This window comes from Dissulfurimicrobium hydrothermale (assembly GCF_022026155.1).
Classification (GTDB): Bacteria; Desulfobacterota; Dissulfuribacteria; order Dissulfuribacterales; family Sh68; genus Dissulfurimicrobium; species Dissulfurimicrobium hydrothermale.
In genome coordinates this window covers 576,488-591,335 of record NZ_CP085041.1, presented here as the reverse complement: position 1 = coordinate 591,335, position 14,848 = coordinate 576,488, and the positions used below count along the sequence as shown (strand labels likewise).

Here is a 14,848-nt window from a genome sequence, read left to right as displayed (position 1 = left end):
ATGGCAAAAACCTCGGTTAAAGGTCTTGACCCGCCTGTGCGGTTGCTAGATCTCTACCTTCCTGAACCGGCACCTGGCGATAACAGATCATATGAAGCCAGACTCAGGTCTGCTGCAGAACAGACCTTGGGGGCAAGGCCGCACATCCCGCTCCTCACCCTCCAAAGACTGGGACGACTACTCATGGAGCGCCGGTATCATGTCGAGGCGGTGGCTGTAGATGGACCATGCGGCTGGGAGATCTGTCGGACCCTGCCCAAGGGCGAAGGCGTGGGTCCTCCTTTGGGCCTGGCTATAGACCTTGGAAGCACCACAGTAGTCTTCTATCTCGTAAACATGATCTCAGGGATTGTGCTCCAGACACTGTCTATGGCCAACCCCCAGCGCAGCCACGGCGAAGACATCCTTGACCGCATCATATTTGCAGGCATGGGTGACGGACTCGCCGTCCTCAGAAAAGAAATCATCGGCCTTTTCAACTCAACGATCAGCGAAATGGGCTGCGCCGCACATATCTACTTCATTGCAATAGCCGGCAACACAACCATGTGTCACCTCCTCCTTGGGCTGGAGCCAGGTCATATCTGCAAGGCGCCTTATCTGCCCTTGGCAAATGGCTTTGATATATTTTCAGCAGATGAGCTGGGCATAAAGGTCCATGACCGTGCGAAGGTCTATGTCTTTCCAAATATCGGAAGCTATTTCGGTGGGGACCTGCTGGCCGGAATCGCTGCGGCCGGGATGCATACACATGATGAGATATCCATGCTCATAGATGTCGGCACCAATGCGGAGGTGGTGCTGGGAAACAAGGACTGGCTTATAGCCTGCTCAGGCGCAGCAGGCCCGGCCCTGGAAGGCGGCGTCCTCTCATGCGGCATGATGGCAGGACCTGGGGCCATAGAGCGTGTCTTTATCGACAGGGAGACCCTTAGACCGTCGTATAAGACCATAGCAGGCAAACCGCCCATCGGGATCTGTGGCTCAGGCATAATAGACCTGCTCTCCGCCCTCTTCCTGGCCGGCCTTGTCGATCGAACGGGTAAACTGGTTTTGACAAAGGCCGAGGAAAGGATGAAAGAGATAAGCGGGGAATGGGCCTATATACTTGCAGATGAGAAAGAGACAGGCCATGGAAGGCCGATTTACATCAGTCAGAGCGACATAAAGAACCTGATCCGCTCAAAGGCCGCCATGTACACCATCTTGAATGTAGTCGCCAGCAGTATAGGCATAGGGTTTGAAGACATCAGCACCTTCTATGTGGCAGGGGCCTTCGGAAATTACATAGATCCCAAAAATGCCGTTGCCATCGGCATGTTGCCGGATGTCCCGATAGAACGTTATAAGGGCATCGGGAATTCAGCTGGACAAGGTGCGGTTGAGGTCCTGAGACGCAGAACCGTCAGACAGGAGGTAGAAAAGATCAGAGAAAAGATCACCTATCTCGAGATGAATGTACGCGAGGACTTCATGAACCAACTCACCGCAGCCCTCTTTCTACCGCACACCGACATGGAACGATTTCCGTCGGTCAAGGCCCTTTTACAGAAACGTATTTGACCAAAACCACTTCTGCAAATATTCGGCAGGCACAGCCTACAGCACATCCCGCTCCTGTCGAGGATGCGGCAGATTGAAAAGTGCCCTTGCATTGGCGCTTGTGCGGCTGGCCGCCTCTTCAAGTATGACCTCCTTTAATCTTGCGACCTCTTTGACTACATAGACGACCCTTGCAGGCTCATTCGGTTTCCCCCTGAAAGGCGCAGGACTCAGATATGGGCAGTCCGTTTCTACCATAAGTCTTTCAAAAGGAATAGATTTTACCGCCTCCTTGAGGGCGTCGGTCTTTGGAAAGGTGATAACACCCGTCACCGAAATAAAAAACCCGAGCCCGACAGCATGTCCAGCCACCGCCGCATCCCCGGAAAAACAGTGGATGACACCACTCAGCCCCTGACCCCTATATCCATCAAGAATGCCAAGGACTTCGTCATGTGCGTCTCTGTCGTGGATAATTACCGGCATGGAAAGCCTCAACGCAAGGTCAATCTGTCTTACAAAGGCGTCTCTTTGTCTAGCCCGCGGCGAGTATCCCTTGGCGAAATCAAGCCCTATCTCCCCAATGGCCACCACTTTTTGAAAAGAGGCAAGGCGTTCCAGTTCCTTGACCGCCTCACGGGACATCGAATCCGCATCATGTGGATGAATGCCGACTGCGGCGAAGACACCCCTAAACCGCCCAGCCAACGATATAGCCCTCTTGGAACTGTCAAGATCAACCCCTATGGTTATCATCTGGACAACCCCATGCTCCCTGGCCCTCAAGACCACACCCTGAGGATCACTGGAAAGCGGCGGTATGTCCAGATGAACATGTGTGTCTATAAGATCCAAGAGACCAGAGGTGTTTGTTTGATCCATCAATCCTGTATCACAGGGAGCCTTACAATAACAGTGGCGCCCCTGAACCTGTTACCTTCTATGGAGAACGTACCGCCATGGGCCGATATCGTGCGTTTTGCAAGGCTGAGGCCCAGCCCTGCGCCTTGCGGTTTGGTTGTAAAAAAAGGCTCCCCGACCTGCCTCAGGTGTCCCCTTGCCACTCCGAGACCCGTATCAGTGACACGTATCTCAACCATCCCGTCTCGGCTTGCAACGGACACAGCCAGAAGGCCGCCGTCGGGCATGGCGTCTATCGAGTTTTTAAATATATTCAAAAAGGCCTGCCCCATGCCTTCCTTGTCTAGTTTCAATTCAAGTTCCGGAGCGGCGTTGTAATGCTTGACCTTGATGCCAAGCCTTTCAACATCTCTGTTAAAGAGCGAAAAAGTCGACTCGATCAGCTGCCCCAGCTTGACCTTCTCAAGTTTCAGGCCCGCTGCATCTGATGGTCGGGACAGATCAAAGACGTCCCTCAGTATCCTCTCCAGCCGCTCGGCGTTTCTGACTATCGTCTCCGCGTATACGACAAGGTCAGGATCATTCAGCCTCTTTTTGAGCATCCTCGCCATACCACCCAGGGTCATAAGCGGATTTTTGATCCCATGATAGAGCTGATCCGTCATGCGACTGATTACATTTAACCGCTCCGCCTCGACCAGGAGGTCTTTGTTGCGCTCGACGTCGTCGTTTAGCCTCTTGAGCTGATTGATACAACCTTCCAGCCTCTCGCACATGTTTGTCTTACACACGGCTATAGAAGCAAGTGTCGCGAAGAGGTGTAAGGCGTCCATATCTTCGTCGGTTATCACCGCCCCGGTGACAAAGTTGTCTGCAATTATCACCCCGTACATCTTTTCATCTGTAACTATGGGTACTATAGCGAATTGCCTTGAGTTGATAATCTTTCTGATCTCAGAGACACCATGCCCTTCTGAATCCTCACCTATCCTGACGGCCTTTTGCCCGGTCATGGCCATCATTAGGACGTTCTGCGCATCGGAAAGGGGCACGCGTATCTCTTTTACAAGCTGATTGATGGGGCGCGAACCGTTTCTAAAGTCTTCCTTGACCGCTTCCAGTATCTCAAAAAGGGAAAGATGCCTCTGGGACAACTCGGACCATATTCTATTGGCGTCGGTTGCGTCAGCGGGTCCGATGGCGAATCTGCCCTCCAGCCGTTTCTTGTCTTCATTCAAGAGGATGAGAAAGGCCCTATTGAACCCAAGCCCATCCCCTGCAGTGATCCCTACGAGCACAGCCTGGAATATCTCGTCCAGATCCCTGGCCTTCAAGAAGGTGGAATTGAGTTTAAGTGCAAGATCGAGCAGGAGCTTTATACGGCTTCTACACAAGACAACAACCTCGTCCTGGACATGATCCATAGGCCATGCGGCACCCTGACGCCCGATGTCTTCCATGATTACAAATAGGACCGTTTAAGTATAATTTAGATTCCAAACAACCAATTTACATTTTTGCAGCTTTTTAGCAAGTGTTGCGCTTGCAATATCCATTACTATGAGGCAAGCTTCGATGATATGCCCTATCAAGACTTTAACCGCATAGAAATAGACCTTGGCGCCCTTTCGCACAATTTTAACGCCTTGAAGACGATCGCCGGCCATGAAACATGGGTCTTGGCGGTAGTAAAGTCAGACGCCTACGGCCACGGCCTGGTCGAAGTGGCCAGACAGCTTGCGATAGACGGGGTCTCAGGTTTTGCGGTCTTTGACCTCAATGAGGCCGTCGCACTCCGTAGCGCCGGCATAACCGCACCCATACTTCTGCTCTCTGGGATCGCACCAGGCGATGAAGCGGGATGTCTTGAACTTGGGCTCACCTGCGGAGCGACTTCCTTTCAAATGTTAGATTCCCTTGAACAGGAGGCAAAAAGACATGGCAAGAAGGCTACCGTTCACATCAAGGTCGATACCGGCATGGGGAGGATGGGATTTGATCGCAACGAATTCTTCTGCGCCATAAAGGACTGCGCACGTTGGCCTCACATAAAAATGAAAGGGATATATTCCCATTTCTCATCGGCAGATGAACCGGACGATCCTATGAACAAAGATCAGATAGCGGCCTTTTGTCACATGATCAAAGGGGCAAGGCAGGCTGGCTGGCGCCCTGAGATTATACATCTTGCCAACTCGGCTGGACTTATTCATTTTAAAGAGGCCAGATTTAACGCGGTGCGCCCAGGGCTCGCACTATATGGGGCGTATCCCGGCGAAAAAAGCAAGGGGCGCATCATATTAAGGCCTGTTATGCATCTCAAAAGCAGGGTAATATCGGTCAGGCGCCTGCCCGCAGGCTCCGGCATAAGCTACGGTCATGCCTTTGTCACAAAGCGGGCGTCCAAGATAGCCGTAATACCTGTTGGTTATGATGATGGATATCCAAGGGCCCTGTCCGGGAAGGCGGAGGTCCTTATCCGTGGTAGGCGCATGCCGGTGGTGGGACGTATCTGCATGAAATCCATGATGGTCGATGTGACAGATATGGACGGGATCTCGACAGGCGAGGAGGTGGTGGTGCTGGGGAGGCAAGAGAATGAGGCAATAACCATTGAAGAACTGGCTGAATGGGCCGGTACGATCAGTTATGAACTTTTATGCCTGCTCGGCACGAGGAACAGGCGTCATTTTATCAAGAGGAACTGAATATGTTTGGCATAGGGATCCCGGAACTCGTAATAATATTTATCATTGCGTTGATAGTCCTAGGCCCCGAAAAGCTGCCGCAGCTTGCAAGGCAACTCGCCCGCCTTATAGCAGAATTCAAAAAGGCCGCCGAAGACTTCAAGGCACAGATGGATCTTGAGGCATTAAACGAAATAAAGAGTCCGAAAGAGATGTTGAAGGATGTGTTGGCACCAAAATCGGACAATACGGCCACCAGCCCTGGACCGGAGTGGAAACCGGCTCATCCCTCTGGGCCGAATGGCGGCGCCGGAGACCATCCCCAGTCCACGCCTGCGCCTATACAAAACAACAACTATGAAGGATCGGCTGAAGGGCACCAGAGAGATCCAGCCGACGGGCGCATCGACAAGCCGGTTGACAGCAGGTCAGATGTCGATTGACCGCATCCCTTTCGGAGCGCACCTTGCCGAGTTGAGGCGCAGACTAATCTATTGCGTCCTCACGCTTGCAGCGGCCTTCTTTATATGCTATTGGGCATCCGACTACCTGGTCTCCGCCCTGTTCTATCCCATTAGGCAAGCCCTGCCACCCGGTAGCACCATGGTCTTCACCTCGCTGACCGAGGGTTTCATGACCTATCTCAAGGTCTCCTTCTGGGCAGCAGTTATCGTCTCTACCCCGATGTTTGCATATCAGGCGTGGGCATTTCTGGCCCCAGGGCTTTACGAGAACGAGAAACGCCGCATAACGGTCTTTGCAGGATGGGCTGCGACACTTTTTACAACTGGAGCCGCCTTCGGCTACTGGGTCATAATGCCTGTGGTATTGTCCATAACCATGGGTTTTGCAAGTAAGGGTCTTGAGGCCATGCCCAGATTGCAAGACTATCTGGTCTTTGTCCTAAAGACCATGCTCTGCTTCGGAATCACCTTTGAGATGCCGTTTCTGATGGCGTTCACAGTCCGTCTCGGCCTTGTACCTGGAGGGTATTTCAAGAAACATAGAAAAATATTCTATCTGACGCTCTATATATTGGCGGTGGCGCTCGCACCTACGGACATATTTTCACAAATCATGCTCCTTGCGCCGCTTATAGGAGTCTTTGAGATAGGCATCCTGGCGGCCGCTAAAAAGAATGGGCCGCAATAAACGGCCTTGTCTGATGTACGGCTATTGCCCTTGATGCACGGCGCTGATATTTTATTAAAATGGATAAAAAAACTGGCGGCCGCGACTATTACCCAGCCTTTTTGAACCTTAAAGGCCGGCTCGCAGTGGTAGTGGGGGGCGGAAAGGTGGCCGAACGCAAGGTGCTGGGTCTCCTTGATGCGCATGCCGCCATAAGGCTAGTATGCCCTGAGACAACGCAAAGACTTGAAAACCTGGCACGAGATGGCTTGATCGAGTGGCGAATGCGGGGATTTCTGGCCGAAGACCTAGACGGGGCATGGCTGGCCATCGCTGCAACAGACGATCCAGCTGCGCAAAAGGCCGTCTACGATGGGGCTGAGACAAGGGGCATCTTCTGTAATACGGTCGATCAACCCGATCTCTGTAGTTTCATAGTCCCTGCAGTGACAAGGCGCGGCGGCCTTTGTCTGGCCGTTTCGACATCAGGGAACAGCCCGGCCCTTGCAAAACGCATCAAAGAAGAACTGGAGGCGTCTATAGGTCAGATATTCGGTACATACACAGCCATGCTCGGCGAGATAAGGGATTGGCTGCTCTCCACGCGCCAGGACCCAGTGGAGAGAAAAATCTTGTGTCAATCCCTGGCAGAGAATAAGATCTTAACTTGGATGAAAAACGGCGAGTGGGACAAAATAGAAGATTGGGCCGTGACTAACTATGGAGAAGGGGCCGGAGAGGTGGTAAGGAGATATAGGCCATCAACAAAATCCCTTTAGATTGAAAATGATGCACGATTTTATCTTTAATATCTCGCTGTTTTTATATTTTTTGGCTACAGCAGGTTTCCTGGCAAACATCATAACCCTCCGCAAAGACGCCGGGAAGGTGGCGAATCTCTTTTTGTACGGGGCCTTTGTGGCCCATGGGCTTGCGATCTTGTTACGTATGTTTGAGGCAGGTCATACCCCGCTTGTGAGTATGCACGAGTCCCTCTCTTTTGTAGCTTGGTGTATGGTCGGCGGGTATTTGATCTTGCAGTCCCTTAACAGAGTGAAGTCGCTCGGGGCGTTTGTAACGCCACTCGCCCTTGTGATCATGATTGCATCTTCTATACAGAAAAGGCAGATTCCGTCCCTCCCCCCTGCGCTCCAGAGCGCATGGCTCCCCATTCATGCCGCCATATGTCTTGCAGCCTATGCAATCTTCGCCTTGGCATTCTGTCTTGCCATCATGTATCTCATACAGGAAAGGCAGATAAAAGACAGGCGCCTCGGTGCGATATTCCGGAGGCTCCCGTCCCTCGAAAACCTTGACATCATGATAGGCCGTTGCCTTGCCGTCGGCTTCCTGCTCCTAACTATTGGCATCATTACGGGCTCCATTTGGGCTGAAAATGCCTGGGGATCTTATTGGAGCTGGGATCCTAAGGAGACATGGTCTTTGATAACATGGCTTTTCTACGCCGCACTCCTGCATCAAAGACTTACAGTAGGCTGGCGCGGGAGAAAGGCCGCAATCATGACGATCCTTGCATTTGCGATCCTTGTTTTCACCTTTCTTGGCGTGAATCTCCTTATCCCAAGCGAACACAGCTATGCCGCAAGCTTCAAATAGACCTCAGATATTGCTTATGGGTGTAAACCATAAAACTGCGGGTGTCGAGGTGCGCGAACGTCTGGCGCTTCGTAATTGCGAAACACCGGCCTTGAAACTCCTATCAGGGCTCCCTCAGCTTGATGAACTGGTATTTCTGTCTACATGCAACAGGGTGGAGGTCATCTCCGCAACACAGACCCCCAAGGATGCAGAGGCCGCAATTAAGGCGCTCTGGCTTAAAAACACCGGAATAGACAAGACCCTCCTTGACTCCGTGCTCTATATATACAAGGGGGAAGAGGCGATTCGCCATGTGTTCAAGGTGGCTTCAAGCCTTGATTCAATGGTCGTCGGCGAACCACAGATACTCGGGCAGATGAAAGACGCCTATCGCATGGCAGTGGATGCAAAGACATCGGGCGCCATCCTCAACCGTTTACTCCACAAGGCATTCTCTGTAGCAAAACTCATCCGTACAGAGACCGGCATAGCGAACAGTGCGGTCTCCATAAGTTATGCAGCTGTTGAGCTTGCAAAGAAGATATTCGGCGATTTGAAAGGCAAAAAGGCCCTCTTGGTAGGCGCAGGCGAGATGGCTGAACTTGCGGCCAGACACCTTATGACAAATGGGATATCCAGGCTCATCGTAGCCAACCGCACCCTCTCAAGGGCAGTTGAGCTTGCGGAGCGGCTGAAAGGCCTGGCCATTGCCCTTGAGGAGATAGAAGACGCCCTGCTTGAGACTGATATAGTAATAAGCTCCACAGGCGCACCGGGGTTTATCTTAACCAAAGATATAGTGCGCAGGGCAATGCGTCCCAGGCGGCACCGCCTCTTGTTCCTCATAGATATTGCAGTTCCAAGGGATATAGAGCCGGGGGTCAATGAACTTGAAAATGTCTATCTTTACGGCATAGACGACCTCAAAGGGATCGTTGAATTCAACAAAGCGGAGCGGGGGAAAGAGGCCAAAAAGGCTGAACGTATGGTGGAGGCCGAGGTCATCAAGTTCATGTCTTGGCTTGAGTCAACTGACGCCGTACCCGTGATCCAAGCTATCCAACAGAAGGCGGAGGAGGTACGCCGCCGCGAGATGGCCCGCAGCCACTCCGTATTAAGCGCACTAACACCTGAACAGCAAAAGGCGATTGACGTCCTGACCTCCTCAATCGTGCAGAAAATCCTCCTCAATCCTATAATTTGTCTCAAAAAGGAGGGGTGCAAAGAGGGGAAAAGCGAACTTGTTGAGGCGGCCGGCCGTCTTTTCGGCCTGAATGGGACCGAAGAATGCAAGGAAAGGCATTGAGCCCGGGAAATATGGCAGGCCAGACGCCCCAAGGCGATCCTTAGTTGAAAAATTACAGGGAGATCCTCGATGGACCTTAAAATCTATAATACGTTGACCCGCAAAAAGGAGCCGTTTGAGCCGATGGAACCAGGGCATGTAAAGATGTATGTCTGCGGTGTCACCACATATGACCGTTGCCACATTGGACATGCAAGATCTGCCGTGGTCTTCGACGCCTTTGTGCGCTATCTTCAACATAAGGGCTATAAAGTCCATTTTGTACGAAATTTCACAGACATAGACGACAAGATCATAAAGAGGGCGAATGAAGAAGGGATCTCATCCTCCGAACTCTCAGAGCGTGAGATCAGACATTTTTATGAAGACATGGCAAGGCTCAAGGTAATGCCGGCCAGCTTTGAGCCAAGGGCCACCGAACACATCAAAGAGATTGTAAGGCTTATCGAGACCCTCATCTCAAAGGAATACGCCTATGAAGCTGACGGAGACGTCTATTTTTCTGTGCGCCATTTCCCGGCCTACGGCGCGCTTTCCGGAAGGAATATAGAAGAACTGGTTTCAGGGGCAAGGGTGGCTATAGGTGAACGCAAAAAAGACCCACTCGACTTCGCCCTCTGGAAGGCAGCGAAACCAGGGGAACCTTCGTGGCAGTCTCCATGGGGGGCTGGACGCCCAGGCTGGCACATCGAGTGTTCTGCCATGGGCATGAAATACCTTGGACCCACCCTTGATATCCACGGCGGCGGGCTTGATCTCATATTTCCGCACCACGAAAATGAGATAGCCCAGTCGGAGGCCGCAACCGGCAAGACCTTTGTGCGCTATTGGATTCACAATGGATTTGTCACCATAAACGGCGAAAAAATGTCAAAATCGCTCGGCAATTTTATTACCATCCACGAGATCTTAAAGACACACAGTCCTGAGGCCCTGCGCCTCTTTCTCCTGTCCAAACACTACAGGAGTCCTCTTGATTACAGTGAAGAGGCCTTGAACGAGATGGAGGCCGCGTTGGATAGGTGCTATAACACCATCTGCGAGGCAAAAAACAAGGCATCAAGAGCTACAAAGGCTACAAAAAAAATGCGCCCTTTAAGCGACGTCGCAGAAGATGCCGTAAAGAGCCTAAGGGCCCTGCCGGAAAGATTTGATCAGGCCATGGACGATGACTTCAACACAGCGCAGGCCATGGGCTATTTGTTTGAGGCGGTTAGGGCGCTAAACCGCCTGGCAAAGGAGTGTGAAAGGACACCGTCGATATTGTGCACAAAGGAATTGGAGGCCGGGATAGGGGTGATCCTGAATGCCTCACATATCCTTGGGGTCCTAGAGGAAGAGCCAGATGCCTATATAAATGCCAGGAATCTGGAAGGTCTTAAAAGATTCGGCCTTACAGAAGAGGAGATATTGAGCGCAATAGAAGAAAGGACTGCTGCCAGGGCTAAAAAAGACTGGGCTGCTGCGGACAGGATCAGAAAGGGGCTTGAGGCAAAGGGCATTATGCTCAAAGATACGCCGGAAGGGACCCGCTGGGCCATAAAATCCTTTGGTTGACAAGTCTTTTATACGGAATTACACTTGACGCCATGCTTCTTGAGGAGATCACCATGCCAGCCTTTGTCCAAGGGCTCTCAAAGACCAGGACGGTCATCGTGCCCTTTGGCTCTGTTGAGGAACACGGGGCCCATCTGCCCCTTGGCACCGATACTGCCCATGTCTATGAACTTGCAAAAGAGGCATGTAAAGTGCGGCCTATTTTTGTAGCCCCGCCGATCTGGTATGGCCTATGTAAAAGCACTGGTAGACACCCTGGAACCGTCACTATTTCGGGTGCAACGGTTAAAATCTTAACCATAGAGATCGTGACATCGCTTTACCAACACGGGCTCAGGAATTTCGTCCTTATATCAGGCCATGCTGGCAAAACCCATATGGCCGCGCTGCTCGATGCAGGCGAGGAGATACTCGGGCGCCTCAAAGAGGCTAAGGTGGCAGTGCTCACTGTGCTTGACCTGGTCGCCATGATTGCAGACGGCCTGGTCGAGACAAAAAATGACTCTCATGCAGGCGAGGTCGAGACCTCGCTAATGGAGTTCCTGCGCCCATGGCAGATAAAAGGGACAAGCCCTGAAGAATATCCAATATTCCCACATTCAATCCTGGTTAGAAACAAGAGGGCCTTCTGGCCAGGGGGGATCTGGGGCAATCCAGCCAAGGCCTCTAGGGAAAAAGGGGAAACCATACTAAAAAAAGAAACCGAGCTCCTTGTGGAGCTTGTAGATAAACTAGAATCTTTTAATGAAGAGGAAAAAGATGAAAAAGATCTCTATTAAGTTACTTACAGTATTTTTTTTCTTGGTCGCAATTGTGCATGTTTCAGCCTGCCGGGGTATGGCAAACCCTGTAAAGGCCCCTGATTTCACCCTGTTAAACCTCGAAAACAAAAAGGTGAGCCTGTCGGACTTCAAGGGAAAAGTGGTGCTCTTAAACTTTTGGGCTACATACTGCCCGCCGTGCAGGGCCGAGATGCCCGATTTTATAGCGCTTCAAAACAAATACGCGTCAAAAGGATTCAATGTCATAGGGATCTCTGTTGATGAAGACTGGCAAGAGGTCCTGCCATCCTTTGTCAAGGCCATGAAGGTCAATTATCCTATTTTGATCGCAAATACGAAGGTCTTAAAGGACTACGGCGACATCTACGCCCTGCCTGCCACGTTTATAATCGATAGGGAGCAAAAGATCGTGAAGAGCTACACCGGCATGGTTACACAAGATGAAATCGAGCCGGTCATCTTAAAGGCCCTCAACCAGAAATGATATTCTTGATAACGCCGTGAAAAATAAAAATTGATAGCGTCGCAAGAAGTCGCCAACCAAAAACCATCTATGGTCTGATGACTACAGCAGGCGGACCTTCTTCAACACGGCCTATATCCCTGCACCACTCAAGCCTTTTGCCGGAGAGACGGACGATCAGCTCCTCCGTCTTCTCCTCCGGCACGGCTATCAAAAGACCGCCTGATGTCTGCGCGTCAAAAAGGAGCTCAATAAGCCCTTCTTCCACCCCTGCATCTATTTTTATCTTTTTCTCGCAGAAATTCCTGTTGGCATAATCACCTTCGGGGACAAAGCCCTGCATGAGATATGTGATTGCCTCCGGTATATGGGGTACCTTGTGGACGTCTATCACAAGCCTGGCGCCGCTCGCCTCGGCCATCTCAAGGGCATGGCCGACGAGACCGAAGCCTGTTATGTCCGTGGCCGCAGAGACCCCTATCTCCATCATGGCCTCACTGGCCTCACGATTCAGGGTCTTCATTATATCGACCAACTTTTTGTACAGATCGTTCGGCAGCAGCCCGGCCTTAAGCACAGTCGCCAGGATGCCGGTCCCAAGGGGCTTTGTAAGAATCAGCCTGTCTCCAGCCCCAGCCCCTGCCTTGGTTATAAAATGCCCAGGCTGGACGATCCCGGTCACGGCAAGCCCGTATTTCGGTTCAGGATCCTCCACGCTGTGCCCACCCAGGAGTACCGCACCTGCCTCATGTATCTTGTCGATACCACCGAGGAGTATCTTTTTAAGGACTTCCTTCGGAACCTCCTTGCTCGGAAAGCAGACTATATTCATGGCCGTAAGGGGCCGAGCCCCCATGGCATACAGATCGCTGAACGAATTCGCGGCGGCGATCTGACCGAATTCGTAAGGATCGTCGACTATCGGCGTAAAAAAATCCACAGATTGGACTATTGCAATCTCATCACTGATCCTGAATACGCCGGCATCGGAGGCCATCTCACGGCCAAGGAGGAGATCGGGATGGATAGACAAGGGCAGCACCCCCAGGATGTCTTGAAGGTCACCCGGACCTATCTTGGATGCTCACCCAGAGGCCGCAACCCTGCTTGTTAGCAAGGCACTTTCCTGTTGCGTCATTGTATCATGATGAGGTCTATTTTCTAAGGGTCGCTATAAGACGGCTCGGTTTTAAAAACAAGTCGAAGGCGTCGCAGATATTCAACACCACCATCTTGCTCGACATGATTGCGCTTACGGATGCCCCTTCCTGGCCTATTACGCAGATCCCCAGCGCCGCATCCCTCAACATTAGGACGTCGTTACAGCCGTTTCCTATGGCCACTGTATTTTCCCGCCCGAGGTCCCTTAAAAATTCGAGTTTCTGGATATCCCCTCGGCCGGGTTCAAGACGGTACGCCTTTACAATACCATCATTGACCAAGTCTTTTGTGAGCTCCTCCATGGTCTGATTGGTGTCGGCGGACAGGATATAGACATTAAGGAGCTTGGAGATGTCTTTCAATCTCCCTTCAACGCCATCTATCCATTTACCGTCGACGGTCATGGTACCGTTCATGTCCAGCAGGATATTTTGCAGATTATAAAACACCCCACACGGAAGGTCCACTTCGATTGATTTTGTATGAACCATTGCTCTGGCGCCCCCCCTAATCCAACTTAGTTTCCTTATAAGGATAACCCGAAAAATATTAAAAAGTAAAGGGTTTCTATACCGATGCCAGCCGATGTATTCAAAAGACTGTTCTTTTGTTCAACTCTACTTTATTATTTCATTATATAAAATCGAACCCTCAAAAGGTGGTCATCTATGAATCAAATGCATGGTGTCGTATATCCGGTGACATATCTCGGCTTCAATCTAAAGGGACATCTCTCACGCATGTTCAGCAGGCTCACGGCAATCATCCCGGCCGAGGACTGTATGCCATTTTCCGCTTCGTCGGACCCGAGCAGCATGAAATTGTCTTATATCTCGCCATGCCCGCTAGGTGACAGGCTCCAATGGTTTAATGGGTTCATAAGGTCGATTACAAGCTGGGCAAGAGATGTAGACCTTGAGGCCATAAACCTTGGAGGTCTCCTTGACAGCGAATCCATACCTGAGATCATAACCTCCTTAAAAAAAAGCAGGAAGGACCCGCTCCTTAAGGCCCAAATCCTTTTAAGGCTTGCCCACAACCACGACCGCAATGAAGATGAGGCGGAAGAGTCACTTGTAAGGCTCAAGACAAAGGAGATGGTGCTCAAGGACATACTCCTCGGCGAACCAGCCATCGGCCGAGGGACCGGACCTGACAAGATGGCCCAAAGACCCCTTGCAACCACGGTGACGGTTTCAATACCCTCAAAGCGCCTTGCAGCATGGTCTGAGCTCTGGACAAGGGCCAACCTCGAAGGGGTATCGCCTGTAGGCATCGGCATAGACGTAAAGGACCTCATGGACAAGGCATATGAGTCATTGACCGGAACACCAGCCATAGACCTCTTGGCCCTGAAGCTTCCAATTGATCCATCAATCGATGTCAGTGCACGGCCCGAGATTAAAAAAGGACTCGAAGACCTGGCCGCGGCCGTTTCTTTACTGACAAAAGAGACGACGGAAGGACTGCGAGATGGGGCCGAAGGGGTTGCCGACCGGCTCAAACAGGATGCCTTAAGGCTTTCCGGACTCTGGGACGGCCTTATTAACGGCATGGAATGCGGGCCTATCATTGGTCTGAGCCTGTATCCCAGGGTCTCCTTCGACGAATTGCTCCTAAAAGCGTCCGGCGGATGTCCGCCGACCCCGGGACATAACGGCCAGACTGGATGGTCTTTTTATCTCTATTGAACGCTACATGCACAACCGCCTGCCAGACAGCATCCCTTGCCCGCATGGCCCCTACAAGACCGGGGCGA

The 14,848-nt window shown here is 51.6% G+C and carries 15 protein-coding genes; 11 read left to right on the top strand and 4 right to left on the bottom strand.

Annotation, left to right across the window (positions count from 1 at the left end; genetic code table 11):
• Nucleotides 1-1,563 carry an ASKHA domain-containing protein gene (locus tag LGS26_RS02785; protein ID WP_237889141.1) on the top strand — a complete coding sequence of 521 codons (1,563 nt, stop codon included), beginning with the start codon at nucleotides 1-3 and terminating at the stop codon, nucleotides 1,561-1,563.
• Nucleotides 1,564-1,599: 36 nt separating this feature from the next.
• Here LGS26_RS02785 and LGS26_RS02780 read toward each other — a convergent pair whose 3' ends face one another.
• Nucleotides 1,600-2,424 (bottom strand): TatD family hydrolase, encoded by an 825-nt coding sequence (locus LGS26_RS02780; protein WP_237889140.1) that lies wholly within the window; start codon nucleotides 2,422-2,424, stop codon nucleotides 1,600-1,602.
• Nucleotides 2,424-3,863, bottom strand: coding sequence for an ATP-binding protein (locus LGS26_RS02775; protein WP_237889139.1), 1,440 nt, complete (start codon nucleotides 3,861-3,863; stop codon nucleotides 2,424-2,426). The genes LGS26_RS02780 and LGS26_RS02775 overlap by 1 nt, the downstream gene beginning before the upstream one ends.
• Nucleotides 3,864-3,983: 120 nt before the next feature.
• Here LGS26_RS02775 and alr point away from each other — a divergent pair, with 120 nt between their 5' ends.
• From alr to LGS26_RS02730, 9 genes are all read left to right on the top strand, one after another.
• Nucleotides 3,984-5,111, top strand: coding sequence for an alanine racemase (alr, locus tag LGS26_RS02770; protein ID WP_237889138.1), 1,128 nt, complete (start codon nucleotides 3,984-3,986; stop codon nucleotides 5,109-5,111).
• A gap of 2 nt (nucleotides 5,112-5,113) precedes the next feature.
• The gene (tatB, locus tag LGS26_RS02765; protein WP_237889137.1) at nucleotides 5,114-5,533 is read left to right on the top strand and encodes a Sec-independent protein translocase protein TatB; all 420 of its coding nucleotides are present in this window, start codon (nucleotides 5,114-5,116) and stop codon (nucleotides 5,531-5,533) included.
• Nucleotides 5,523-6,242 carry a twin-arginine translocase subunit TatC gene (gene tatC / locus LGS26_RS02760; protein ID WP_237889136.1) on the top strand — a complete coding sequence of 240 codons (720 nt, stop codon included), beginning with the start codon at nucleotides 5,523-5,525 and terminating at the stop codon, nucleotides 6,240-6,242. The genes tatB and tatC overlap by 11 nt, the downstream gene beginning before the upstream one ends.
• 59 nt (nucleotides 6,243-6,301) lie before the next feature.
• On the top strand, nucleotides 6,302-7,000 hold the full coding sequence (locus tag LGS26_RS02755) for a precorrin-2 dehydrogenase/sirohydrochlorin ferrochelatase family protein (protein WP_237889135.1): 699 nt from the start codon (nucleotides 6,302-6,304) through the stop codon (nucleotides 6,998-7,000).
• A gap of 7 nt (nucleotides 7,001-7,007) precedes the next feature.
• Complete coding sequence (ccsB, locus tag LGS26_RS02750; protein ID WP_237889134.1) at nucleotides 7,008-7,838, top strand: c-type cytochrome biogenesis protein CcsB; 831 nt, start codon at nucleotides 7,008-7,010, stop codon at nucleotides 7,836-7,838.
• Nucleotides 7,819-9,126, top strand: a complete 1,308-nt coding sequence (gene hemA, locus LGS26_RS02745) for a glutamyl-tRNA reductase (RefSeq protein ID WP_237889133.1) — start codon at nucleotides 7,819-7,821, stop codon at nucleotides 9,124-9,126. The genes ccsB and hemA overlap by 20 nt, the downstream gene beginning before the upstream one ends.
• 69 nt (nucleotides 9,127-9,195) lie before the next feature.
• The gene (cysS, locus tag LGS26_RS02740) at nucleotides 9,196-10,683 is read left to right on the top strand and encodes a cysteine--tRNA ligase (protein WP_237889132.1); all 1,488 of its coding nucleotides are present in this window, start codon (nucleotides 9,196-9,198) and stop codon (nucleotides 10,681-10,683) included.
• Nucleotides 10,680-11,462: a creatininase family protein gene (locus LGS26_RS02735; RefSeq protein WP_330873319.1), complete on the top strand. Its 783-nt coding sequence runs from the start codon at nucleotides 10,680-10,682 to the stop codon at nucleotides 11,460-11,462. Before cysS ends, LGS26_RS02735 begins: the two co-directional genes overlap by 4 nt.
• A complete protein-coding gene (locus LGS26_RS02730) occupies nucleotides 11,443-11,949 on the top strand; it encodes a TlpA disulfide reductase family protein (RefSeq protein ID WP_237889131.1) in 507 nt (168 codons plus the stop codon). The genes LGS26_RS02735 and LGS26_RS02730 overlap by 20 nt, the downstream gene beginning before the upstream one ends.
• A 67-nt stretch (nucleotides 11,950-12,016) precedes the next feature.
• Here LGS26_RS02730 and selD read toward each other — a convergent pair whose 3' ends face one another.
• Both selD and LGS26_RS02720 read right to left on the bottom strand, forming a co-directional pair.
• Nucleotides 12,017-13,066 carry a selenide, water dikinase SelD gene (gene selD / locus LGS26_RS02725; protein WP_237889130.1) on the bottom strand — a complete coding sequence of 350 codons (1,050 nt, stop codon included), beginning with the start codon at nucleotides 13,064-13,066 and terminating at the stop codon, nucleotides 12,017-12,019.
• 16 nt (nucleotides 13,067-13,082) lie between these two features.
• Nucleotides 13,083-13,580, bottom strand: a complete 498-nt coding sequence (locus LGS26_RS02720; protein WP_237889129.1) for an HAD family hydrolase — start codon at nucleotides 13,578-13,580, stop codon at nucleotides 13,083-13,085.
• A gap of 177 nt (nucleotides 13,581-13,757) precedes the next feature.
• On the opposite strand from LGS26_RS02720, the gene LGS26_RS02715 reads away from it, so the two are divergent.
• Nucleotides 13,758-14,780: a hypothetical protein gene (locus LGS26_RS02715; RefSeq protein WP_237889128.1), complete on the top strand. Its 1,023-nt coding sequence runs from the start codon at nucleotides 13,758-13,760 to the stop codon at nucleotides 14,778-14,780.
• Nucleotides 14,781-14,848 lie beyond the last annotated feature (68 nt).

Bases quoted from the DNA above. Each gene is read 5' to 3' on its own strand.
- cysS (WP_237889132.1), top strand. From the start codon at position 9,196: ATGGACCTTAAAATCTATAATACGTTGACCCGCAAAAAGGAGCCGTTT.
- LGS26_RS02775 (WP_237889139.1), bottom strand. From the start codon at position 3,863: ATGGAAGACATCGGGCGTCAGGGTGCCGCATGGCCTATGGATCATGTC.
- tatC (WP_237889136.1), top strand. From the start codon at position 5,523: ATGTCGATTGACCGCATCCCTTTCGGAGCGCACCTTGCCGAGTTGAGG.
- LGS26_RS02720 (WP_237889129.1), bottom strand. From the start codon at position 13,580: ATGGTTCATACAAAATCAATCGAAGTGGACCTTCCGTGTGGGGTGTTT.
- alr (WP_237889138.1), top strand. From the start codon at position 3,984: ATGCCCTATCAAGACTTTAACCGCATAGAAATAGACCTTGGCGCCCTT.
- LGS26_RS02715 (WP_237889128.1), top strand. From the start codon at position 13,758: ATGAATCAAATGCATGGTGTCGTATATCCGGTGACATATCTCGGCTTC.
- hemA (WP_237889133.1), top strand. From the start codon at position 7,819: ATGCCGCAAGCTTCAAATAGACCTCAGATATTGCTTATGGGTGTAAAC.
- tatB (WP_237889137.1), top strand. From the start codon at position 5,114: ATGTTTGGCATAGGGATCCCGGAACTCGTAATAATATTTATCATTGCG.
- ccsB (WP_237889134.1), top strand. From the start codon at position 7,008: ATGATGCACGATTTTATCTTTAATATCTCGCTGTTTTTATATTTTTTG.
- LGS26_RS02730 (WP_237889131.1), top strand. From the start codon at position 11,443: ATGAAAAAGATCTCTATTAAGTTACTTACAGTATTTTTTTTCTTGGTC.
- LGS26_RS02755 (WP_237889135.1), top strand. From the start codon at position 6,302: ATGGATAAAAAAACTGGCGGCCGCGACTATTACCCAGCCTTTTTGAAC.
- LGS26_RS02785 (WP_237889141.1), top strand. From the start codon at position 1: ATGGCAAAAACCTCGGTTAAAGGTCTTGACCCGCCTGTGCGGTTGCTA.
- LGS26_RS02780 (WP_237889140.1), bottom strand. From the start codon at position 2,424: ATGGATCAAACAAACACCTCTGGTCTCTTGGATCTTATAGACACACAT.